Source organism: Micropruina sp. (assembly GCF_047602085.1).
Taxonomy (GTDB): Bacteria; Actinomycetota; Actinomycetes; order Propionibacteriales; family Propionibacteriaceae; genus Micropruina.
Window position 1 is genome coordinate 456484 of the sequence record NZ_JASGID010000004.1, and the last position, 22444, is coordinate 478927.

The 22444-nt window shown below is 67.8% G+C and carries 17 protein-coding genes, 2 tRNA genes and 3 pseudogenes; 8 read left to right on the forward strand and 14 right to left on the reverse strand.

Annotated elements, in window-relative coordinates; genetic code table 11:
- Positions 1-168: 168 nt before the first annotated feature.
- The 3 genes from QM721_RS08455 to leuC all read right to left on the reverse strand — a co-directional run bounded on the left by QM721_RS08455 (position 169) and on the right by leuC (position 3424).
- A complete protein-coding gene (locus QM721_RS08455; protein ID WP_415121067.1) occupies positions 169-924 on the reverse strand; it encodes a lysophospholipid acyltransferase family protein in 756 nt (251 codons plus the stop codon).
- Positions 925-1392: 468 nt separating this feature from the next.
- Positions 1393-1998: a 3-isopropylmalate dehydratase small subunit gene (gene leuD, locus QM721_RS08460; protein ID WP_415120889.1), complete on the reverse strand. Its 606-nt coding sequence runs from the start codon at positions 1996-1998 to the stop codon at positions 1393-1395.
- A gap of 10 nt (positions 1999-2008) precedes the next feature.
- A complete protein-coding gene (gene leuC, locus QM721_RS08465; RefSeq protein WP_415120891.1) occupies positions 2009-3424 on the reverse strand; it encodes a 3-isopropylmalate dehydratase large subunit in 1416 nt (471 codons plus the stop codon).
- A 93-nt stretch (positions 3425-3517) separates the two neighbouring features.
- Here leuC and QM721_RS08470 point away from each other — a divergent pair, with 93 nt between their 5' ends.
- The 3 genes from QM721_RS08470 (at position 3518) to QM721_RS08480 (ending at position 5408) form a co-directional block, all read left to right on the forward strand.
- Positions 3518-4243: an IclR family transcriptional regulator gene (locus QM721_RS08470; protein WP_105185593.1), complete on the forward strand. Its 726-nt coding sequence runs from the start codon at positions 3518-3520 to the stop codon at positions 4241-4243.
- Positions 4244-4561: 318 nt separating this feature from the next.
- A complete protein-coding gene (locus QM721_RS08475; RefSeq protein ID WP_415120893.1) occupies positions 4562-5032 on the forward strand; it encodes a transposase in 471 nt (156 codons plus the stop codon).
- 103 nt (positions 5033-5135) lie between these two features.
- Entirely contained in the window at positions 5136-5408 is a 273-nt protein-coding gene (locus QM721_RS08480; protein WP_415120895.1) for a hypothetical protein, read from the forward strand.
- Positions 5409-5494: 86 nt separating this feature from the next.
- On the opposite strand, the gene QM721_RS08485 is transcribed toward QM721_RS08480, so the two are convergent.
- Both QM721_RS08485 and QM721_RS08490 read right to left on the reverse strand, forming a co-directional pair.
- Positions 5495-6463 carry a L,D-transpeptidase family protein gene (locus tag QM721_RS08485; RefSeq protein ID WP_415120897.1) on the reverse strand — a complete coding sequence of 323 codons (969 nt, stop codon included), beginning with the start codon at positions 6461-6463 and terminating at the stop codon, positions 5495-5497.
- Positions 6464-6676: 213 nt separating this feature from the next.
- Positions 6677-8158: a CoA-acylating methylmalonate-semialdehyde dehydrogenase gene (locus QM721_RS08490; RefSeq protein ID WP_415121069.1), complete on the reverse strand. Its 1482-nt coding sequence runs from the start codon at positions 8156-8158 to the stop codon at positions 6677-6679.
- 348 nt (positions 8159-8506) lie between these two features.
- On the opposite strand from QM721_RS08490, the gene QM721_RS08495 reads away from it, so the two are divergent.
- Positions 8507-10099 (forward strand): PucR family transcriptional regulator, encoded by a 1593-nt coding sequence (locus QM721_RS08495; protein WP_415120899.1) that lies wholly within the window; start codon positions 8507-8509, stop codon positions 10097-10099.
- On the opposite strand, the gene QM721_RS08500 is transcribed toward QM721_RS08495, so the two are convergent.
- Positions 10049-11614, reverse strand: coding sequence for a PucR family transcriptional regulator (locus tag QM721_RS08500; RefSeq protein WP_415120901.1), 1566 nt, complete (start codon positions 11612-11614; stop codon positions 10049-10051). The two genes, QM721_RS08495 and QM721_RS08500, sit on opposite strands and share 51 nt — an antisense overlap.
- 153 nt (positions 11615-11767) lie before the next feature.
- On the opposite strand from QM721_RS08500, the gene QM721_RS08505 reads away from it, so the two are divergent.
- Entirely contained in the window at positions 11768-13114 is a 1347-nt protein-coding gene (locus QM721_RS08505) for an aspartate aminotransferase family protein (protein ID WP_415120903.1), read from the forward strand.
- A gap of 392 nt (positions 13115-13506) precedes the next feature.
- Here the strand turns inward: QM721_RS08505 and QM721_RS08510 are convergent.
- From QM721_RS08510 to QM721_RS08525, 4 genes are all read right to left on the reverse strand, one after another.
- Positions 13507-13579: transfer RNA gene (locus QM721_RS08510), tRNA-Glu, on the reverse strand.
- Between the two features lie 69 nt (positions 13580-13648).
- Positions 13649-13720: transfer RNA gene (locus QM721_RS08515), tRNA-Gln, on the reverse strand.
- Between the two features lie 193 nt (positions 13721-13913).
- Positions 13914-14900 (reverse strand): lysostaphin resistance A-like protein, encoded by a 987-nt coding sequence (locus QM721_RS08520; protein ID WP_415120905.1) that lies wholly within the window; start codon positions 14898-14900, stop codon positions 13914-13916.
- Between the two features lies 1 nt (position 14901).
- Positions 14902-15705 carry a fumarylacetoacetate hydrolase family protein gene (locus tag QM721_RS08525; protein ID WP_415120907.1) on the reverse strand — a complete coding sequence of 268 codons (804 nt, stop codon included), beginning with the start codon at positions 15703-15705 and terminating at the stop codon, positions 14902-14904.
- Between the two features lie 65 nt (positions 15706-15770).
- On the opposite strand from QM721_RS08525, the pseudogene QM721_RS08530 reads away from it, so the two are divergent.
- Both QM721_RS08530 and QM721_RS08535 read left to right on the forward strand, forming a co-directional pair.
- A pseudogene (locus QM721_RS08530) lies at positions 15771-17077 on the forward strand (thymidine phosphorylase).
- Positions 17078-17579: 502 nt separating this feature from the next.
- Entirely contained in the window at positions 17580-17864 is a 285-nt protein-coding gene (locus QM721_RS08535; RefSeq protein WP_415120909.1) for an isoamylase early set domain-containing protein, read from the forward strand.
- Between the two features lie 279 nt (positions 17865-18143).
- Here QM721_RS08535 and QM721_RS08540 read toward each other — a convergent pair whose 3' ends face one another.
- The 3 genes and pseudogenes from QM721_RS08540 to cimA form a co-directional block, all read right to left on the reverse strand.
- Positions 18144-18458, reverse strand: coding sequence for a hypothetical protein (locus QM721_RS08540; protein ID WP_415121073.1), 315 nt, complete (start codon positions 18456-18458; stop codon positions 18144-18146).
- 190 nt (positions 18459-18648) lie between these two features.
- Positions 18649-18885, reverse strand: a pseudogene (locus tag QM721_RS08545) (DUF1707 SHOCT-like domain-containing protein); the annotation flags it as partial.
- Between the two features lie 60 nt (positions 18886-18945).
- Positions 18946-20574: a citramalate synthase gene (gene cimA / locus QM721_RS08550; protein WP_415120911.1), complete on the reverse strand. Its 1629-nt coding sequence runs from the start codon at positions 20572-20574 to the stop codon at positions 18946-18948.
- Positions 20575-20685: 111 nt separating this feature from the next.
- Between cimA and tpx the strand changes: the two are divergent.
- Positions 20686-21039, forward strand: a pseudogene (gene tpx / locus QM721_RS08555) (thiol peroxidase); the annotation flags it as partial.
- A gap of 269 nt (positions 21040-21308) precedes the next feature.
- On the opposite strand, the gene QM721_RS08560 reads toward tpx, so the two are convergent.
- A complete protein-coding gene (locus tag QM721_RS08560) occupies positions 21309-22397 on the reverse strand; it encodes a branched-chain amino acid aminotransferase (RefSeq protein WP_415120913.1) in 1089 nt (362 codons plus the stop codon).
- Positions 22398-22444 lie beyond the last annotated feature (47 nt).

Consider the following 22444-nt stretch of genomic DNA (forward strand, 5'->3'; position numbering starts at 1 on the left):
TAGTGCGCTCACTTCTGCAGACCCGACAACCCGGGTCGAGCCCGGCGAGGACCTGCGAGATTTCGAGCTCGATCACCGCTGGGTGAGCTTGTCGAGACACCTCGCCGGGACGCCACAGAGAGGGCTCGACAAGCGGCGGGCTGGGGCCTTCTCAGCCCGGATCGGCGCTCAGACCTCGCCGGCCCAGTCACGGGGCAGGCGGCGTCCGGCCCGCAGGTCGTAACGATCGGCCGGGGGCGCCTCGCCGCGCAGTTCACCCACCAGAGCCGTGACAGCGTCCATGATTCGCAGGCTGGCCTCTGCCGCGGCACTCGGCGAGTCGCGTGCCTCACGCAGGTCGGTGAGGTCGACCGGGTCGCCCACCAGCACCTGCATGGTGCGCCGAGGCAGCAGTCGCGGAAAGACCAGGTGACGCCCCGGCATCACCTCCTGCGCACCCCACTGACCGATCGGCAACACCTGGCAGCCGGTCTCGAGCGCGAGTCGTCCGGCACCCAGCCGGCCGGTCATCGGCCAGCCGTCGGGGTCACGGGTAATGGTGCCCTCGGGGTAGATCACGACGCACTCGCCACGGGCCAACGCGGAGGCCGCCGCTTTGAGCGACTCCAGCGCGCGGGCTGTGCGGCGTTCGACCGGGATCTGACCCAGCGAACGGGCCAGCCACCCGACCACCGGCACCCGCCAGAGCTCGCTCTTGGCCAGCGCGCGCGGCCAGCGACCGTGCCAGACCAGAAAGTGGGCCAGCACCACCGGGTCGAAATTCGAGATGTGGTTGGCCACCACGATCACCCCGCCGGTGCGTGGCACCTTGTCACCACCGCGCCAATCCTGCCTGGTGAACAGCCGCAGAATCGGGGCGATCGTGCTCGCCAGGGCACGGAACAGGGGTTCGGCGGGCGAACGGTTCACCGTCGCCAGCGACAGTGCTGCGCGTGACATGGGGCTCCTACCGGGGTCGACTCAGGCTACTGGCGCAATCTCGGTCGGTAGCGGGAGCGCCCCACGACGTGTCCAAACTGCAACAAATCGGCCGTGAGTGCGGCCCGGTGGCCAGGTCTCGCAACAAGAGACCGCCCGTCGCCGCACAACCCGCTCGTCCACGTCGGTCGAGGCTTTGCCGACGACTTTCGTTGGTCGAGCCTGTCGAGACCCGCTGCCGCAGCGGCACACCTGAGATCTCGACAAGCTCAAGGTCTCGACATGCTCGACCAACGAAAAGCCGGTACTTCGCTACGGAGAGCGTGGTTCTCTGGTCGAGATGGTCACGGGCCCTGAACATGTACCGCCGGCAAGGGTTTCGGACACGCTCAACCGACGGCGGGCGCGTTGATCAGCGGCCCTCCAGAAGGTGACTCTGAGCCGGCAATCCCGCGAGCAGGGACTTCGACGAACTCAACCGGCGGTGCGCACCGGCAGGGTGCGCGGCAGCCAGCCGGGGCGCCGGGCCTCGTAGGCACTGATCAGGTCTTCGTGCTTCAGGGTGAGGCCGATGTCGTCGAGGCCTTCGAGCAGGCGATGCCGGGTGTAGTCGTCGATGGTGAAGTCGTAGACCTGATCGCCGGCGGTGACGGTCTTGTCGACCAGGCTGACGGTGACCTCGGCCCCCGGCTCGGCCTCGGCGAACTGCCAGAGCTTCTCGACCACGTCCTGCGGCACCGTGGCGATGACCAAGCCGGCCTTGCCCGAGTTGGAGCGAAAGATGTCGCCGAAGCGAGACCCGACGATCACCTTGAAGCCGTAGTTCTGCAGTGCCCACACCGCATGCTCGCGGGACGACCCGGTGCCGAAATCGGGGCCTGGCACCAGAATCGAGCCGGGTGCGTAGGCGGGGTTGTTCAGCACGAAGGTAGGGTCGTTGCGCCAAGCGGCGAACAGGCCGTCCTCGAAGCCGGTGCGCGTGACCCGCTTGAGGTAGACGGCGGGAATGATCTGGTCGGTGTCGACGTTGCCGCGGCGCAGCGGCACCACGATGCCGGTGTGCGAATCGAATTTGTCCATCGGATGCTCCTCAGACGGTGACGGGTGCGGACAGGTCGGAGGGCGAACTCAGCGTGCCCCGCACCGCGGTGGCCGCGGCCACCGGCGGTGAGACCAGGTGGGTGCGTCCGCCCTTGCCCTGACGCCCCTCGAAGTTGCGGTTGGACGTCGACGCCGACCGCTCCCCCGGCGCGAGCTGGTCGGGGTTCATGCCCAGGCACATCGAACAGCCGGCCTCGCGCCACTCGGCGCCGGCGTCTTTGAAGATCTGGTCGAGACCCTCGGCCATCGCCTGCAGCCGCACCCGGGCCGAGCCTGGAACCACCAGCATGCGCACCCCGTCGGCGACCCGGCGTCCCTTGATCACCGAGGCGGCCAGGCGCAGGTCTTCAATGCGTCCGTTGGTGCAGGAGCCGAGAAAGACGGTGTCGACGCGGATGTCGCGCATCGGAGTGCCAGCCTGCAGCGCCATGTACTCCAGGGCGCGCTGGGCGGCCGACCGCTCGACCGGGTCGGTGAAGTCGTCCGGCGAAGGCACCGCGGCACCCAGCGGAACACCCTGGCCGGGGTTGGTCCCCCAAGTGACGAACGGGGTGAGCTGGTCGGCGTCCATGTCGACCTCGACGTCGAACACGGCGTCGTCGTCGGTGTAGAGGGTGCGCCAGTAGGCCACAGCGGCGTCCCAGTCGTCGCCCTCCGGGGCATGCGGACGCCCCTTGAGGTAGGCAAAGGTGGTTTCATCGGGAGCCACCATGCCGGCCTTGGCACCCCACTCGATCGACATATTGCAGATGGTCATGCGGCCCTCCATGCTCATCTCACGCATGACGTTGCCGCGGTACTCGACCACGTAACCCTGGCCGCCGCCGGTGCCCACCTTGGCGATCAGGGCGAGCACGACGTCCTTGGGCGTGACCCCCTCACGCAGGGTGCCGTTGACGTTGACGGCCATGGTCTTGGGACGGGCCTGCGGCAGGGTCTGGGTGGCCAGCACATGTTCGACCTCGGAGGTGCCGATGCCGAACGCCAGCGCCCCGAAGGCGCCGTGCGTGGAGGTGTGGGAGTCGCCGCAGACCACGGTCAGGCCAGGCTGGGTGAGGCCGAGCTGCGGGCCGATGATGTGCACGACACCCTGGTCTTTGTCGCCCAACGAATGCCGGCGAATGCCAAACTCGTCGGCATTCTTGCGCAGGGTGTCGACCTGTAGCTTGCTGACCGGATCGGCGATCGGCGCAAGAATGTTCAGGGTCGGGGTGTTGTGGTCTTCGGTGGCCATGGTCAGGTTGGTACGACGCACGGTGCGTCCGGCCAGCCGCAGCCCGTCGAACGCCTGCGGCGAGGTGACCTCGTGCACCAGGTGCAGGTCGATGTAGAGCAGGTCCGGCTCGCCGGGTGCACTGCGCACCATGTGACTCTCCCAGACTTTGTCGCTGAGGGTCTTCCCCATCGTTGGCTCCTTCGACTACACCTGATTCGACCTCTTCGGCACGATACGCCGACGCGGCTTGCATATCAAAGTCCGAGACGGCAGTATCAACTTATGGACAACTCGAGCGGTGTTGGCGTACTGGACAAGGCAGCCCTGGTGCTGACCGCCCTCGAACAGGGGCCGACCACGCTGGCCGGACTGGTGACCGCGACGGGGCTCGCCCGCCCCACGGCACACCGCTTGGCTGTCGCTCTCGAACATCATCGTCTGGTCAGCCGCGACCTGCAAGGGCGTTTCGTGCTCGGCCCGCGGTTGACCGAACTCGCCTCCGCCGCGGGCGAGGATCGGCTGCTGGCCACCGCCGGCCCGGTGCTGGCCCGGTTGCGTGACATCACCGGCGAGTCGGCGCAACTGTTCCGGCGCCAGGGCGACATGCGTGTGTGCGCCGCGGCCGCTGAACGTCCGGCCGGTCTGCGCGACACCATTCCGGTAGGTTCGCAATTGACCATGTCGGCTGGTTCGGCCGCACAGGTGCTGCTCGCCTGGGAAGACCCGGAACGCATTCAGCGCGGGTTGTTGTCGTCGTCGTTCTCGGCGGTGGCACTGGCCACTGTGCGGCGCCGCGGGTGGGCCCAGTCGGTCGCCGAACGTGAGGCCGGTGTGGCGTCGGTCTCGGCACCCGTCCGCTCCCCCTCGGGCAAGGTGATCGCGGCTGTGAGCGTCTCGGGCCCGATTGAGCGGCTGTCGCGCCAGCCCGGCCGGCTGCACGCCCCCGCCGTCATGGCGGCAGCGGAACGACTGAGCGACGTACTACGCCGCAGCGGCGCCGAGGGCTGACCTTCAAGGGACGGTTCCCGCTGGTTCAGGGGACGGTTCCCAACGGTTCAGGGGACGGTTCCCGCTGGTTCAAGGGACGGTTCCCAACGGTTCAGGGGACGGTTCCCGCTGGCTCAAGGGACGGTTCCCAACGGTTCAGGGGACGGTTCTCAACGGTTGAGCGCTCCCACTCGTCCAAGCCCGCCAACCAATTCCGTGATGGCTTCCCCAGCGGACGGAACGACTTATCCACAGATTTCGGCCCCGAATACCCCCTAGTCCCGAACACAGCAGCCGTAGCGGTTAGCGTTCTGGTTCTCGTGAACCAAGGGAGGCGCCATGCCACGACAGGCACGCCAGTTGGCCGATTCGGGCATCTACCACGTCATGCTTCGCGGCGTGAATCGTGACGTCATCTTTCTCGAGCACGACGACTACGAAGGGTTTCTGAACGCCCTCGCCGACACCCGCGCGGCGTCCGGATGCAAAGTCCTGGCCTATTGCCTGATGCCCAATCACGTCCATCTGGTGCTCCGGCCGGCAGTCGAATCCCTGAGCGAGGTGATGAAGCGCCTCGGCGTGCGCTACGCGGGGCGATTCAATCGCAAGTACGGACGCACCGGGCACGTCTTTCAGGATCGCTTCCGGAGCCTGCCTGTCGAAGACGACGCATATCTGGTGACTTTGCTGCGCTACATGTGGAACAACCCCGTGCGAGCTGGGCTGGTTGATCGCATGGACGAGTACCGCTGGAGCAGCCGGCGATTGCTCGGGTTCGACTCGCCCCCTGATCGACGCCGACGACCTTGAGCGTTTGGTAGCCCGCGATGCTCTGGACGGTCTCACCGCCTGCGAAAGGGACGAACCGGTGGTCCAAGAACCTCGAGCCCCCGGACGGCAAGAGCTTGTCCAGGTGGCAACCCTCTTGGAGCACATCAGCGGTGCCGGCGATCCGTCCAGCTTTCGCAAATTGCCGGAGCGGGTGCGCCGCCGGGCAATCGCCGAACTGCGCACCCGATCAATTGCCTACCGAACGATCGCCGCTGTCACAGGTATCAGCACGTCCGGAGTGCGTCGCCTCCACATCTCGCGAGACCTGCCGGCGTCCGATGAGACGGCTGTCGGCTCCGCCAGCACCCGCCTGGTGGATTGCCCTGGCTCTGAACCAACGAGAACCGTCCCTTGAACCACGAGAACCGTCCCCTGAACCACGAGAACCGTCCCCTGAACCACGAGAACCGTCCCCTGAACCGTCCGGAACCGTCCCCCGAGTCAGGCCTTCGTCGAGTAGATGTGAACCTTGGCGCCGATCGGGGTGTTCTTGAAGATCCAGATGGCGTCGCTGAGTTTGCCGATGTTCACGCACCCGTGACTCGAACCGGCGTAGCCAACGCTGTGAAAGCCCGGGGAGTAATGCACATACATGTCGGGGTAGAACATCGTGCTGTACGGCATGGCGCCCGAACCATAAGTCTTCGACACCGGGTTCGCCTGCTTGTCGTAGACCTTCCAGGTGCCGTTAGCGGTCGGGAAGTTGCGCCAGATGTGCGTCTTTGCGTGCTCGTTGTAGCCACCCAGCCGCACCTTGAACGTCTTCACCACCTTGCCGTTGCGTAGCCAGATGAGCCGGCGGTGGGCCTGGTCGACGCACAGCACCACGCCCTTGGTGAGGCAGGTCTTGGGCAACTCCTTCGACACCGTCGGAGCCTTCGACGCCAACGCGAGCCAGGTGTCCTTTCCGGCAAAACCGTCCGCGCTCAAGCCGCGAGAACGCTGGTAGTTGAGCACTGCGTTGACCCCCGCGACGCTTAGCTGCCGCGAGATCGACCAGGTGTAGAACCCGGCCTTCTTGAGTTCCTTTTGCAACAGGGTCGCGCAGCTCCCGGACGACCCGGGCCCCACGGAGGCGTTCTTGCAAGCCTTGAACTTCTTGCGCACTGAGGCGCTCAGCAGCGTCCAGGGGTCGGGCGGCGTGGTCTTGGTCGGGGACGGGCTGGGCGTAGCCGTGGCCGACGCGCTGACGCTGGCCGTGGCCGAGGCGGCAACCACCGCACTCGCCGAAGCCGTCGCAACCGCGCTGGGCGCGGCAGCGGGCCCGGCTACAGCCGGGGTCAGCGCGCACCCGGCCAGCATCGCCAGCGCCGAGCCAGCCGCGACCAGCGCGGCAAGGCGCTTCAGTGGTGTGGTTCCGGCGTGCTGAGCGGCGTCACGGGCAGCGGGCGGCAAGTGGCCTGTGGTCACCGAGGGGTCCTTCCAAACGTGCAAACACTCCGTAGCCTACCTGGGCGACTGAAGAAACGCTGATTTCGCTGGTTGAGCCTGTCGAAACCCCTTCCACAACGGCAGATCAGAGGGTCTCGAGTTCAACCAACGGTGGGCACATTGATTCGGCCCTTTCCTCACGCCTTGATCCACCGGTGGGGCCGGGCAGGTTCGGCACTCTGAGAGGTCCACTTAGGTGTTCTGCGGAAAGCCGAGATTCAGACCGCCGTGGCTCGGGTCGAGCCAGCGTGAGGTGATCACCTTGGCCCGGGTGAAGAAGTGCACACCTTCAGCGCCGTGGGCGTGGCTGTCGCCGAACAGCGACGATTTCCAGCCGCCGAAGGAGTAGTAGGCCATGGGTACCGGCACGGGCACGTTGATGCCGATCATGCCCACCTCCACTTCGTTGCCAAAGCGCCGGGCGGCGCCGCCGTCGTTGGTGAAGATCGCGGTGCCGTTGCCGTAGGGGTTGGCGTTGATCAGCCGGACGCCGTCGGCGTAACTGTCCACCCGCAGCACGCTGAGCACCGGCCCGAAGATCTCATCGGTGTAGATGCTCATCTCTGTGGTGACGTGATCGAACAGGGTGGGCCCGACGAAGAAGCCCGCACCGTCGGCGTCGGCCTGAACCGCACGACCGTCGACGACCAACTCGGCCCCCGCCGCCTCGCCGGCGTCGATGTAACCGGCCACCCGGTGTCGGGCGGCGGCGGTGACCAACGGGCCCATGTCGCAGCCACGAGTGCCGTCGCCGGTGCGCAGACCAATGGTTCGCTGCTTGATCTTGGCCACCAGCTCGTCGCCGATGTCCCCGACGGCGACCACTGCCGAGATCGCCATGCAGCGCTCCCCCGCCGAGCCGTAGCCGGCGTTCACCGCCTGATCGGCGGCCAGGTCGAGGTCTGCGTCGGGCAGCACCAGCATGTGGTTCTTGGCCCCGCCGAGGGCCTGAACCCGCTTGCCGTGAGCGGTTCCGGTCTCATACACGTAGCGCGCGATCGGGGTGGAGCCGACGAACGAGACCGACGCTACGTCGGGGTGCGTCAGCAGCCCGTCAACCGCGACCTTGTCGCCATTGAGCACGTTGAAGACGCCTGCGGGCAGGCCGGCCTCCTTCCACAGTTCTGCGATCCACAAGGCGGCGGTGGGAACCTTCTCGCTCGGCTTGACCACGACGGTGTTGCCTGCCGCGATGGCGATCGGGAAGAACCACATCGGCACCATGGCCGGGAAATTGAACGGCGAGATGATGCCGACCACACCCAACGGCTGACGCACCGAGTGGACGTCCACCTGGGTGGAGGCGTTCTCGCTGAAGGCGCCCTTGAGCAGGTGCGGCATACCGCAAGCGAACTCGACCACCTCTTGGCCGCGGCTCACCTCACCGAGCGCGTCGGAGAGCACCTTGCCGTGCTCGGCGGTGATGATCGCCGCCAGTTCGGCACTGCGCGCGTTGAGCAACTCACGAAAGGCGAACAGAATGCGGGTGCGATTGGCCAACGAGGTGTCGCGCCAGGCCGGGAACGCCGCTGCTGCGGCGGCGACCACGGCGTCGACATCGGCCTGGTCGGCCAGGGCGAGGTGGGCGGTAACCTCGCCGGTTGCCGGGTTGGTCACCTCACTGCGGCTCTGGCCGGTGCCTGGGTAGCAGGCGTTGTTGAACCAATGCGGGATCGTCTGCTTGTCAGAGGTGAACACGGGCACCCTTTCCACGATGTCTAATGTGACCACGGAAGCGCTGATCAATGCGTCCACCACCGGTCGAACCTGTCCACAACCCCTCGCGAGAACACTCCCCTTGAGGTCTCGACACGCTCGACCAGCGAAAACTCAGCGTTGCCCTAAGCAAGCGCTGATCAGTGCGTCCACCACCGGTCGAACCTGTCCACACCCCTCGCGAGAACACTCCCCTTGAGGTCTCGACACGCTCGACCAGCGAAAACTCAATGCTTCCCTGACAGTCTTGCGGTTCATTGCCCGACAGATCGTCACTCTGCGATCCCAAATAGTTACACTCTGTCAATGATTCCCTCGGTGCGCGACGTGATCGCCCTGCCGATCATCGCCACCTCCGAGCCGCAGGTGATCGGGGGCGCAGCCGGCCTCGATCGGGCCATCCGATGGGTGCACCTCAGCGACGCCGCCGACCTGACCGGCCTGCTGCAAGGCGGCGAACTCGTGTTGACCACCGGCTCGGCGCTGGCCGGCGATCGTGCGGCGATTGAGGCGTATCTGGCCATGCTGGCCGAGGAGCAGGTGGTGGGGCTGATCGTCGAGCTGGGCACCCAGGTCACCGCCCTACCGCCCGAGGTGGCCCGGCTGGCCGATGCGCTCGGCCTGCCCGTGGTGGCCCTGCAGCGCCGCATCCGCTTCGTGGACGTCACCGAACAGGTGCACCGAATGATCGTGGCAGACCGCTACGACGAGGTGCAGTTCGCTCAGGCCACCCACCAGGCCTTCACCACGCTGAACCTCGCCCGGGCCGCTCCGCGCGACATCGTCAACAAGGCCTCCGACATGCTGGGCGGCGCTGTGGTGCTCGAGGACCTGACCCAGCACGTGCTCGCTTTCTGTGCGGCGGGCACGCCGGCCATCACCCTGCTCGACGGTTGGGCGGATCGTTCTCGCCGCAACGCGCTGCCGGCGCCCGGCGGATGGCTGGCGGTGCCGGTCGGGGTCGGGCCCGAGCAGTGGGGCAGGCTGGTGCTGCCCAGCGCGACGACCGATCTGAACCGCGCTCGCACGGTGCTGGAGCGGGCCGCCCAGTCGCTGCAACTGCAGCGCATGCTCGAGGCCGACCGCGAGGCGCTCCTCGTCCAGGCCCTGGGCGGGCTGCTCGACGACCTCGCCACCGGACGGGTCAGCGACCCGGCCGAAGCGCTGCTGCGCGCACAGTCGTTGGGCATGGCGGCCAGCGCCCGGTACGCGCCGCTGGCGATCAGCGTCGAACGCAGCCCCGGTGCCGACGCCCTGGCTCAGGGAGCGGTGGATCGACTGCTGCTCGCCGTCGCCCGCAAGGCCGTTGCAGCATCTGGGTTGACCTCGGTGGGCGCGATCCAGCGGTCGGGGGTGATCGCCCTGCTGATCGGTTGCCCCTACCCCGCCGGGGTCGAAGGCGCGCTGCAGGCGGTCTGTGCCGGAATCGAGGAGCGGGTCGGCGGACGGCTGCCGGCACGGGCCTGGGCTGCGGGCACCGCACGGGAAGCGGGTGACCTGGTGACCGCGGCCGCCCGGCTGCACGAGGCTCGGCACGTGGCCGAGGTCGGCCGCGCCATGCCCGGGCAGCGCAAGCTGTTCCGCTCCGCTGACGTGCGGCTGCGGGGCCTGCTCGCCCAACTGAGCGCAGACCCCCGGCTTCGAAGTTTTGCTGACACCGAGCTCGGCCGGCTCCGGGAGCAGGACGCCCGAACCGGCGAAGACCTGATCGGGGTGCTGCGCACGTACCTGGTGGCCGGCGGTTCGAAGTCCGAGTCGGCCCGCAACTCCGGCCTCAGCCGACCCACCTTTTACGCCCGGCTGGCCCGGATTGAACGGATTCTCGGGGTCTCGCTCGATGAGGCCGAGTCACGGACGTCGTTGCACGCCGCGCTGATCATCGACGAGATCGTCGGCTGATCCGGCGTCGGTGAGCAGGGACAACGCGGCCCACAGCTCCGTCCGGCCGGGAAACGAGGCCAGGTCGAGATCGAGCAGTTCGCCGAGGCGATCGACCCGGTTGCGCACCGTGTGCCGATGCACGCGCAGGTCACGGGCCGTCGGGTCCCAAGCGCCGTTGTTGCCCAACCAGACCCGTGCGGTGAGCACCAGCAGGTCGCGCTCGGCGGGAGCCAGCCGCATCAGCGCAGCCAGCCGCCGGTTCGCCATTGCCCGTCCGGCGGGTACGTGCAACAGGCCGAACAGGCTGCGTTCGGCCAGTTCGTCGAACCGCACGACCTCACCATCAAGACGACCCGACTCGAGCGCCCGCCCGGCCTCGTCCAGGCCCCGATCGAACTCGTGCCAGTCGATCGCCGATGACACCCCGCAGGCCCCGGCCGCACTCACCGCGAGCAGGTCGAGTACGGGTTGCAGCGCTGCTTGGGTCGCAACCAACAGCAGCGTGGCGTCCCGCTCGGCGAAGAACAGTTCTGCGCCACACCCGGCGACGTGCTGTTCCAGGGCCGCCACCAGCAGGTCGGGGGCCGGGCCGTTCACGGCGATCACCTGCAACGGCGCGTGCGGCAGCGGCCCCCAGAGCTGTTCGGCCGTGCGACGGGCCGCCGTGCTCTCGCCGGATCGCAGCACTTCGAGCAGGGCGGCTCGCAGCCGGCGGCGGGTCTGGTCGAGGCGTCGGGTCTGGTCGAGCGCGATGCTGGCGAAGGCGACAACGCTGCTGACCAGGTCGGTGCCGGCCAGGCCGAGCGGGTCGTGCGTCCCGACCGCCAGAGCGCCATGCAACCGGTGCTGCTGGCCCAGGGTCTGCACCACGATCTCGGACCCGCCGGCGGTGGTTCGCAGGCCGGCTCGGGTGCGGCGGGTGAGCACGGTGCGTACCGCGTCGCCCAACTCGTCCAGCGCCGCGGCCGGAACCTGCCCGACGGTGCCGCCCGAGGTCTGCCGTCCGTTGGCGTCGAAGAGAGCCACCCAGCCGCCGAGCCTGCGCTGCAACTCGTGCAGCACCGCCTCCAGTCCGTCGGGCCGCAGTGCGGCCCGTGCCAGTGCGCGATGCGCGTGCAGTGACCACTCCAACTGCTGCCGGCTGGCCGCGGCGATCCGGTCGGCCACGAACCGGACGATGCCGATGAACGGCGTCCGGCCCGGCACCTCGAGCAGCGGCAACCCGTGCCGGCGGCAGGCGTCCACCAACTCAGCCGGAATCGACGGGTGCAGCACGTCACGGGCAAAGCCCAGGGCCAGTACGCCCGCCTCGCCGAGGCGCTGCACGTAGCTGTCGGCATTCACGCCTTCGGGGCCGAACTGGGCTCCGTCGGTGAGCAGCAACTGACCGGGCTGCAGCCATGGGGTCGGGTCGGCGAGATCCGAGCTGTGCACCCAGGGAATCGGGCCGGCCAGCAGCGACGGGGTTGCGGGCACCCGAAACTCCAACCCGAAGGACGGCTCGGCCACGAGTTCTGCCAGCGTGCAGCTCACACGTCACCTCTGTACGGAAATGTCCACAACAGATGATTGTCAGTAGACGAATCGTAGCTTTCGCGCACAGTGCGTAGGGTCAGACTGGACCCCACCCGGCCCCACCGTGGCCGGCCGGCTCGACTCACCCATCGCCTGAAAGGACGCCCCGACATGACCTCTCCGATCGTCGCCGTCGATCTCGACCCCGCCCAGGCCCCGCTGACCAATCAGCAGGTGCTCGAGGACGACCGGGCCAGGGTGTTCCACTCGTGGTCGGCACAGGCCGGCTTGGGTGGTCTGCCGATTGCCGGTGGCCAGGGCTCCACGGTCTGGGACGTCGACGGCAACCGCTACCTCGACTTCTCCAGTCAACTCGTCTACACCAACCTCGGCCATCAGCACCCGCGCATCGTGGCAGCCGTGCAGGAGCAGGTGGCCACACTGGCCACCGTGGCTCCGGCGCACGCCAACGCGATCCGGGCCAAGGCGGCGGAGTTGATCGTGCAGCGCGCCCCGGACGGCTTCGAGAAGGTCTTCTTCACCAACGGCGGCGCGGACGCCAACGAGAACGCGATTCGCCTGGCCCGGTTGTTCACCGGCCGCGACAAGGTGATTTCGCGGTACCGCTCCTACCACGGCAACACCGGTGCGGCCATCGTCGCCACCGGCGACTGGCGGCGCTACCCGAACGAGTACGCGCGGGGCCACGTGCATGTCTTCGGCCCTTACCTGTACCGGTCGGAGTTCTGGGCCACCAGTGAGCAGGAGGAATGCGCCCGTGCGCTCCAGCACCTGGAGCGAGTGATCCAATTGGAGGGGGCCGAGACCGTGGCCGCGATCCTGCTCGAGACCATTCCCGGCACGGCCGGCGTTCTGATGCCGCCGGCGGGCTACCTGGCCGGCGTCCGCGAGATCGCCACGCGTTACGGCATCGTGTTGATCATGGACGAGGTGATGGCCGGGTTCGGCCGCACCGGTGAATGGTTCGCGCTGGACGCGTACGGCATCACCCCCGACCTGATCACCTTCGCCAAGGGGGTCAACTCCGGCTACGTCCCGGTCGGCGGAGTGATCATCAACGAACCGATCGCCCACCACTTCGACGACCGGGTCTTCCCCGGCGGCCTGACCTACTCCGGGCATCCGCTGGCCGCGGCCAGCATCGTCGCCACCCTGCAGGCGATGCAAGACGAGCAGGTGGTGGCCAACGCTCGCTCCGTCGGTGAGCAACAGCTCGGCCCCGGCCTGCGCCGGCTGGCAGACAAGCACGAGGCGATCGGCGAGGTGCGCGGCGTCGGCGTCTTCTGGGCCGTTGAGCTGGTCGCCGACCGGGCCGACCGCACCCCGGTGGACGACGCCACGATCGGCCGCTTGAAGGGTGAACTGACCTCCCGCGGGTTGCTGCCGTTCACCGCGGCGAACCGGCTGCACGTCGTGCCGCCCGCCGTCATCACCGCCGAGGAGGCCGAAGAAGGGGTCGGCATCATCGACGAGGCACTGTCGGCCACCTTCGGCTGACCGCCGGCCAAGCCCCGAGGACGGCCACAGCAGAACATGTTGGCGCAGAAGGGTTGCTCGGGAACCGCTGATTCTTCGCTGGTCGAGCCTGTCGAGACCTCAAACAGTGCGCCCTCACGAGGGGTTTCGACACGCTCAGCCAGCGAGGGTTGCGTTTGATCAGCGCCTCCCTGAAGCGTCGCCCGCAACGGGGACGACCTGGAACGGCTCGTCCGTCGCCTGGGCTGCCCTCGCCTCATCGCCGACAGCCCAGCGGCGCCGCAGGGAGGTGGTCGCAGGCTCGACGCCGGGGAATCGAGCTACCGCCTGTGTTCCCGAGTTGTTCCCCAGCCTCGCCCGGGAACGATCAAGGCCCCTGCCAGAACTCGTTCTGACAAGGGCCTTCGATCTTGCAGCCCCGACGGGATTCGAACCCGCGCTACCGCCTTGAGAGGGCGGCGTGCTAGGCCGCTACACAACGGGGCCCTAGCGGTCGCTTCGAGCGACAGTGAAGAAGATTACCAAAGCCAGCGCAGCCTCGGCCAATCATCTGCGCTGGGGTACTAGGACTCGAACCTAGACTGACGGAACCAGAATCCGGCGGGCTGCCAATTACCCCATACCCCACTGCCGGCCGCTCGGACCAGCGAGAGACAACGTTACCGAATTGGCCCACCCGCTCCAAATCTGGGCACTCGTGCGCTGGTCGAGCGGGTCGGGATCCGTTCGCCGGTCGCCCGTCGGCTGGATTTCGACAAGCTCGATCACTGGTGGCGCCGCGACGCCGCCCACCTCGATCACCGCCAGCGCGTTATCCGACTCAGCGCTGGACGTCCCACGGGTCGACGCCCTCGCGCTTCTTGATGCCCGGCGTGGCGGTGTCGAGCTTCAGCCGCCGCCCGAGAATGATGGCCAGCACGGTGTACACGCCGAAGCCGGCCAGATCCCAACCCAGGTCGACCCAGCCGATCACCTGGGTGGCCTTCACCTGCGCAATGGTCGAGTACAGCCCGGCGTAGCCGAAAGCCAGCAGGTTGTTGATCACATGCGCCCCGATCGCCGCCTCGAGCCCGCCGGTCTTGACCACCAGCACGCCCACCAGCACGCCGAAGGCGAACCGGTCGAGAAACAGCGGCAGGTTCTGGGTGCCATGAAACAGCGCGAACAGCGCCGCCGAACAGACCACGCCGAACCAAGGACTGCGCGGCGCCAGGGTATGGAACGACTGCAGCAGGTAGCCGCGAAAGAACACCTCTTCGGCGGCCGCCTGCAGGGGTGCGGTGAGCACGATCACCACCAGAAAGACCCAGTAGTTCGGCTGCGGCTGCAGCGCCGGGAACGGCTGCCCCAGGTGTTGCAGGAACAGGAACAGGTTGAACACCACCAGCGCGATGCCCATGCTCAGCCCCAGGTAGCGCCACCGGAACCACGGACGTACCGACGCCAGCCAGCCCGGACGACGCCGGTGCACGAACACCACCACCGCAAGGCTGATCGGAATCAGCGTCGCGAGCGCCAGATGCCCGGCCAGCATCCCCCACGGATTCTCGAAGGCGGCATTGGCCCGTAACCAGTCGAGGTAGTCGCCGCCCGGCCGCAGCAGCAGCCAGCCCAGCCAATTGACCAACTGGCCGACGCCGATGGCCACGGTGAAGAACAGCAGCAGCGCGGTCATGATGCCGGCCAGGCTGCGCAGCTTGGGACGGTCCTCGGCACCGAGCAGAATCTCGTCGTAGGTCACCCCGGTCGGGGTCGGCTCGGTGGCGAACCGGTCGAGCCACGACGTGTGGGCGGGTTCGATGGCCACCTCAGCTCTCCTCCACCACGGAGTTGGTGAGCGTGCCGATGCCTTCGATCGTGACCGAAACGCTGTCACCGGGCGTCAACGGACCGACCCCGGCCGGGGTGCCGGTGAGAATCACGTCGCCGGGCAGCAGGGTGGTGAAGCCGCTGACGTACTCGATCAGCGCGGCGATACCGTGCACCAACTCGGACGTCCGGCCGTCCTGCTTGGGCTCGCCGTTGACGCTCGTGATCAGCCGCAGGTCACTGGCCTCGTCGATGCCGAGGTGGGTGACGATCCACGGCCCCAGCGGGCAGAACGAGTCGAAGCCCTTGGCCCGCGCCCACTGCCTATCGCCGGCCTGCAGGTCACGGGCGGTGACGTCGTTGCCGACGGTGTAGCCGAAGATCACCTCGGCGGCCCGTTCGCGCGGCACCCGGCGGCAGATGCGCCCGATCACCACGGCCAGTTCGCCCTCGAAGTGCAGGTTCTCGGTCTCGGGCGGGTAGACGATCGGTTCGCCCGGCCCGATCACCGACGTGTTCGGCTTGATGAAGGCCAGCGGCTGCTCGGGCACTGTGTTGTCGAGTTCGGCTGCGTGGGCGGCGTAGTTGCGGCCGATGCCGATCACCTTGCTGCGCGGAATCACCGGGCTGACCAGCCGCACGGCCTCAAGGGGCACCCGCTCGCCGGTGTAGTTCACCGGGCCGGCCAGCGGGTCGCCGGTGATCGCGGCGATGCTATCGGGGTGTCCGGAACCGTCCTGGGCGAGTTCGACGATGCCGAAGGCGGGATCGCCACCATCGGCGACATAACGAGCGATGCGCATGGGCGCCAGCCTAACCGCCGCGGGCCGCTGGCTCTGGCACGCCCGCCGTTGCCATACTCGGCGCCATGAACAGCTTCGACGTCGTGGATCTGATTCGGGCCAAGCGGGACGGCCGCCGGCTGAGCGACGCCGAGATCGACTGGCTGATCCCCGCCTACACCGACGGACGGGTCGGCGACGAGCAGATGGCGGCGTTGGCCATGGCGATCGTGTTCCGGGGCCTGGACGCCGCCGAGCTCAGCACCTGGACGACGGCCATGATCGCAACCGGTGAGCGCATGGACTTCAGCGCGTTGAGCCGTCCGGTGGTCGATAAGCACTCCACCGGAGGAGTCGGCGACATGATCACGCTGCCTCTGGCAGCGATCGTCGCCGCTTGTGGCGCAGCAGTTCCGCAGTTGTCGGGGCGCGGGCTGGGGCACACCGGCGGCACGCTCGACAAGCTCGAGTCGGTACCGGGTTGGCGCGCCGACCTCGACCCCGCCACGATGCTGCGGCTGCTGGACGACGGCTGCGGCTGCTGGACGACGTGGGTGCGGTGATCTGTGCGGCCGGGCCTGGCCTGGCCCCGGCCGACAAGAAGCTCTACGCCCTGCGCGACGTCACCGGCACCGTGGAGTCGATTCCGCTGATCGCCTCCTCGATCATGAGCAAGAAGATCGCCGAGGGCACCCCCGCCCTGGTGCTCGATGTGAAGACCGGCGGCGGGGCGTTCATGCGGCAGCGTGCGGACGCCGAGCAACTCGCCCGCACCATGGTGGGCCTGGGTGCCGCCGCCGGGGTGCGCACGGTGGCCTACGTCACCTCGATGCAATCCCCCTTGGGCCGGGCCGCCGGCAACGCCGTCGAGGTCACCCAGGCCGTCGACGTGCTGCGCGGCGGCGGGCCGTCCGACGTGGTGGAGCTGACCCTGACCCTGGCCCGGGCGATGCTCGCCGTGGCAGGCGTCGACGCCGACCCGGCCGAGGCGCTGGCCTCGGGCCGGGCGCTGACGGTGTGGAATGCGATGATCCGCGGCCAGGGCGGCGACCCCGACGCTCCGCTACCGGTCGCCGCCCACACCCGGGTGATTGAGGCGCCGCGCTCGGGCGTGCTGACCAGGCTGGACGCCCTGGCGGTGGGCGTGGCGGCATGGCGGCTGGGTGCCGGCCGGGCACGCAAGGAAGATCCGGTTCAGGCCGCCGCCGGGGTCACCTGGACGGCCGGGGTCGGCGAGCCGGTCGAGCAGGGCCAGCCGTTGTTCACCCTGCACACCGAGACCCCCGATCGGTTCGAGCGGGCCGAACAGGCGCTGGCCGGCGGCTGGGAGATCGGCGATGGGCCGGCCGAAGCCGGCCCTCTGGTGCTGCAGCGGATCGACCGATCAGAATGACTTGACCCAGACGTCGCATAGGCCGATCCTGCGGTTCGCCGCACCCGCATGCACCTGGTCGGGAGCGAAGCGACATACCCGCCATTGATCTGCCGGCATTGGTTGACGATGTCACAGACGAGGTGGTTCGGCACCGAACCGGTGACCGCATGCGACAGCGGGGCAGCCAGTGCTCCCGTTGCGGTGGCGACCAGCAGCGTGGCTGCGGTAGTAACGATCCTCTTCATGACTCCTCCTGCTTCGTGCCCTTTGTGTGGTTCCACAAGAGTCAGCAGGGGGCGTAAAGAGTGCGAAAAGGACTTCCGGCCGATCAGTGCCGAATTCTCCTCCAGCCTGCAATTCGAGCCAGTTTAGCGATGGAGCATCCGTCGGCGGAGGCGGACACGCCCGAAATAGTCAGACCTACTAGTACCTGGCAAAGTGGTCCCCGGGCAGCCTTCCCCCCGCCTCGCCGGTGCCCTCCGAACCAGTGAATCGAACCCGAAAGGCCTGAAAGTCCGCCATGCTGAAGCTCACCGGCTCCGCCAAGTCCGCCGTTCGCACCATCACCTTCGCCCTGCCGTCCGACCACCCCGCTGGCAAAGTCTCGGTGGTTGGCAATTTCAATGACTGGAAGCCGGGCGCAGCCCCCTTGAAGAAGCGCTCCAACGGCACCATGAGCGCCACGGTCAAGGTTCCCGTCGACTACATCGTTGCCTTCCGCTATCTGGGCGAGAACGGCACCTGGTTCGACGACCCCGACGCCGACTTCATCGACGCCGGCGCAAGCGTGATCCTGGCCAAGTAACGAACGGCGGCGTCCGAACCGCCCGGACGCCGCTGCCCAGGGAAGCACTGTTCAATGCGCCTACAGCCGGTTGAGCTTGTCGAAACCCCTTGCCACACCATGATGACTGAGGTCTCGACACGCTCGACCGGCAACAGATCAGCGGTTCCCTAACGCTGAGCAACACAACCCGCCACTGGTTGAGCTTGTCCCGCCGCTGGTTGAGCTTGTCGAAACCCCTTGCCACAGCCGCAAACCCCAGGTCTCGACACGCTCGACCAGCGAAAAGTCAGTGTCTACTCAGCGGACCTGTCCGAGGCGCCGGCGATCGAACCAGTTGGCGCCCCGGGCCTTGAATTTGCCCAACCCGACCGAGCCCCTGGCCACGATCAGCGGATTGCCCCAGGACGCCTGACTGGGCACCGTGCAACTGACCGCCCCCCAGGTCCTGCCCAGTCGATCGCACTGGACGCCCCAGCCTTCGGGGACGATTACCAGCACCGTGCCCACGCCCGGCAGCACCTCCAGGTCGATCACCTCGCTGCTGGACCTCGCCTGCAGGCAATCCAGCCGGACATTGTCGGCCAGTCCTTGCACCTGCAGGAATGGCGGCACCTCCCACGGTCCGGTTCGCTTGGCGCGGGTTAGGCCGGCGGTGAGGACCAGCGGATCGTAAAGAGAGAACCCTGGCCGCGGGGCGGCCGGCGGGATGGCGCTGCGCCGGTACGCCGGTGCCGGCGGGTAGGGCTCGACCTGCTGTAGCTGCGCCGCGGGTGCCGCCGGAGGGGGCGGCCGGCAAGTCGGCCAACAGCGCCCTCAGTTCGTCATAGGTGCGTGCCGTCCGAGCCTGCGGGGTGCGTTCGGCGAGTTCGTCCGCGGTCAGCTTGCCGTCGGCGGCAGCGCGCTGCAGTTCGGCGACCGCGGCGTCGCGCTCGGCGTTGCCCACGCGCAGCCGGCCCTGAGCATCACTCATGGCCCGATCATAGGGAAACGCTGTTTTCTCACTGGTCGAGCTTGTCGAGTCCCCTTGCCGGAGCGACATACTCGAGGTCTCGACATACTCGAGGTCTCGACAAGCTCGACCAGCGAAAATCGTGGCGCCTCAGCCGACCAGGATGGCGCGCTTGGTCAGCCCCCACCGGTAGGCGTCGTACAGCGCCTCCCAACTGGCCTCGATCACGTTGGTGCCAACCCCGACCGTGGTCCAGGTGCGCTCGCCGTCGGTGGTGTCGATCAGGGTGCGCACGATGGCATCCGTGCCGTGCCCCTGGTCGAGAATGCGCACCCGGTAGTCGATCAGCTCGAAGTCGTCCACGTGCGGGTACGCCTGCTTGAGCGCTGCCCGCAGCGCCATGTCGAGCGCGTTGACCGGGCCGTGTCCCTCACCCACAAAGGCGAGAATCTCGCCCCGGGCGCGCAGTTTCACGGTGGCCTCTGAGTCACCCTCGGGCTTCACCTCGTGGCCGGTCAACACCCGCCAACTGAGCACCTCGAAGAAGTCGTCGCCCAGGTCGAGTTGTTCGCGCAGCAGCAACTCGAAGCTGGCGTCGGCCGACTCGTAGCTGTAGCCGTCCATCTCGCGCTGCTTGACCGTGTCGGTGATCCGTCCGGCCAGGTCGCGATCAGACAGGTCGTAGCCCAGCTCTTCGCCCTTGAGCTGAATATTGGCGCGGCCGGCCATATCGCTGACCAGCATGCGCATGTCGTTGCCCACCAGGGTGGGGTCGATGTGCTGGTACAGGTTGGCGTCCACCTTGATCGCGGACGCGTGCAGCCCTGCCTTGTGCGCGAACGCCGAGAGGCCCACGTAGGGCTGCCGGGTGTTCGGCGGCAGGTTGGTAACGCCGGCGATGGCATGGCTGAGCCGGGTGGCCTCGCGCAACGACGCCTCGGGGACCACCGACCAGCCGTACTTGAGCTGCAGGTTGGCGATCAGCGTGATGATATTGGCGTTGCCGGTGCGCTCGCCGTGGCCGTTCACGGTGCCCTGAATGTGCATCACCCCGGCGTCAACGGCGGCGAGGGTGTTGGCCACCGCACAGCCGGTGTCGTTGTGGCAGTGCACGCCCAGATCGACGCCGATCGCGCCGGCGGCCGTCACGATGTCGCCCATCTGGCTGGGCAGCATGCCTCCGTTGGTGTCACAGAGGACGACGACCTCGGCACCGGCCTCAGCGGCGGTGCGCACGCACTCGAGCGCGTAGCCGGGGTTGGATTTGTAGCCGTCGAAGAAGTGCTCGCAGTCGACGAACACCCGGCGACCGGCCGCCACCAAGTGGCTGACGGTGTCGCGGATCATCTCGAGGTTCTCATCGAGCGTGGCGTGCAGGGCCCGGAAGACGTGCTCGTCGTGACTCTTGGCCACGATGCACACCACCGGGGTGCGGGCGTCGATCAGAGCCTGCACCAGCGGGTCGTCAGCCGCCTTGGCGCCGACCCGGCGGGTGAAACCGAAGGCAACCAACTCGGCGTGCCGCAACTGCAACTCGCCGTCGGCGGCCGCGGCGAAGAAGGCGGTGTCGTTCGGGTTGGCGCCCGGCCAGCCACCCTCGATGAAGTGCACGCCCAGCTCGTCGAGGTGGCGGGCGATCCTGAGCTTGTCGGCGACGGTCAGCCGCAGTCCCTCTTGCTGGGCGCCGTCTCGAAGAGTGGTATCGAAGACGTGAAAGGTGTCCGGTGCCGCGGGAAGACTCGTCATTGCGCCTCGTTCTGGGTCATGCCTGGAAAACATCGCAGACAATCGAGTCTCCACCTACGTCCATCCAGGGGCAATAGGTCTCAGGCTCTGAGACCTATGGTGCGCACGTTTCACCGGTCGTGGCGCTTGCCCTGCCTGGGCCGGGTGCTGAACATCTTTCTCAGCCTCGACACCCGAGTCTGCGCGCTGAGCGTCCGGCGGTTCAACGATCTGGCCGCCGGGCTCGACGACACCACCGTGCTGTGCGTCTCGCACGACCTGCCCTTCGCCATGGGCCGGTTCTGCGGTGCCGAGGGCATCGAGCACGTCATCGCCGCTTCGGCGTTCCGCTCCAGCTTCGGCCAGGACTACGGCCTCACCATGCTGAACGGCCCGCTGCAGGGGTTGCTGGCCCGCAGCGTGATCGTCGCCGTCGGCGGGATCGTCACCCACGTGCAGGTCACCGACAGCATCGGCGACGAGCCCGACTACAACGCCGCCCTCGCTGCCCTGAGTTGAACCCGCAGAAAACTGTGAAATCTTCGCACCAGTAGAGCTGCCAGCACGGGCCAATGCAATATGACTAGGGGTTTCTCCCTGGGGCCATTCGACTGGTGTGCACATTTCACACTGATCCACGCGAACGGGCAACAGCCACGGGTGCGGTTTGGCCAATGCCGGCGTGACAGTTCGCCTCAGACCGGTACCCACCGGGCCGCCCGTTGCCAGTGACGCCGCAATGGAACCCGGCGATTCGCTCAGGCCACCCGGCCTCAGGCCACCCGGCCTCAGACCACCCGGCGCAGCCAGCCGTGGGAGTCTTCGGCCCGGCCGTACTGCACGTCGAGAATCGCCGAACGAATCTGCATGGTGCGCTCCCCCGGCTGATCACCGATCACGTGATTGCCCTGGTGGGAACGGAAGGCGGCCACCGGGGTGAGCACCGCGGCGGTGCCACAGGCGAACGCCTCGACGATATCGCCCGAGTCGATGCGGTCGAAGATCTCAGCCAGCGTGATGGGTCGCGCCACCGGGTTGAGACCGAGATCGGCGGCCACGGTCAGGATCGAGTCGCGGGTGACGCCCGCGAGAATGGTGCCGCTCAGCTCGGGCGTGATCAGTTGACCGTCGGCCGTGACCACCATCAGGTTCATGCCGCCCAGTTCTTCGGCGTTGACCCCGGTGCCGGCGTCGGCGAACAGCACCTGCGAGCAGCCGTGGTCGACGCCCTCGTACTGGGCGATCAGCGAACTGGCGTAGTTTCCGCCGCACTTGGCCGCGCCGGTGCCGCCCTTGCCGGCCCGGCTGTACTGATCGGTCACCCAGATGTTGACCGGCTGCACGCCGCCCGAGAAGTAGGGGCCGACCGGGCTGGCGATCACCGCGTAGGTCACCCGCTGGGCCGCCCGCACCCCCAGGAACGACTCGTTGGCGAACATGAACGGCCGCAGGTACAGGCTGGCCTCGCCGCCCCCGGCATCGGGCACCCAGGCGGCGTCCACCTTCACCAACTGCTCGATCGAGGTGAGAAAGTCGTCCACCGGCAGTTCGGGCAGCATCAGCCGCCTGGCCGAGGCCATCAGTCGTTCGGCGTTGCGCTCAGGACGGAACAGCCAGATCGAACCGTCGGCGTGACGATAGGCCTTGAGCCCCTCGAAGACCTCCTGGGCGTAGTGCAGCACCGCGGTGGACGGGTCGAGCTGGAACGGCCCGTACGGCACCACCGCGTCATCAGCCCAGCCGCTGCCCTGCCGCCAGGTGGCCACTGCCATGTGGTCGGTGAAATACACCCCGAACCCCGGGTCAGCATGAATTTCGGCGATGCGTTCGGCGCTGGCGGGTGCGACGTTGCGAGTCAGCGAGAAGGTCAAGGACATGGGCACGACATTACTCGGACGGCTGCCCCACGGTGGCCGCGCGACCC

Coding starts and splice junctions, on each gene's coding strand:
- QM721_RS08560 (WP_415120913.1), bottom strand. CDS start 22,397: ATGTCCTTGACCTTCTCGCTGACTCGCAACGTCGCACCCGCCAGCGCC.
- cimA (WP_415120911.1), bottom strand. CDS start 20,574: ATGTTTTCCAGGCATGACCCAGAACGAGGCGCAATGACGAGTCTTCCC.
- QM721_RS08535 (WP_415120909.1), top strand. CDS start 17,580: ATGCTGAAGCTCACCGGCTCCGCCAAGTCCGCCGTTCGCACCATCACC.
- leuC (WP_415120891.1), bottom strand. CDS start 3,424: ATGGGGAAGACCCTCAGCGACAAAGTCTGGGAGAGTCACATGGTGCGC.
- QM721_RS08495 (WP_415120899.1), top strand. CDS start 8,507: ATGATTCCCTCGGTGCGCGACGTGATCGCCCTGCCGATCATCGCCACC.
- QM721_RS08505 (WP_415120903.1), top strand. CDS start 11,768: ATGACCTCTCCGATCGTCGCCGTCGATCTCGACCCCGCCCAGGCCCCG.
- QM721_RS08525 (WP_415120907.1), bottom strand. CDS start 15,705: ATGCGCATCGCTCGTTATGTCGCCGATGGTGGCGATCCCGCCTTCGGC.
- leuD (WP_415120889.1), bottom strand. CDS start 1,998: ATGGACAAATTCGATTCGCACACCGGCATCGTGGTGCCGCTGCGCCGC.
- QM721_RS08470 (WP_105185593.1), top strand. CDS start 3,518: ATGGACAACTCGAGCGGTGTTGGCGTACTGGACAAGGCAGCCCTGGTG.
- QM721_RS08475 (WP_415120893.1), top strand. CDS start 4,562: ATGCCACGACAGGCACGCCAGTTGGCCGATTCGGGCATCTACCACGTC.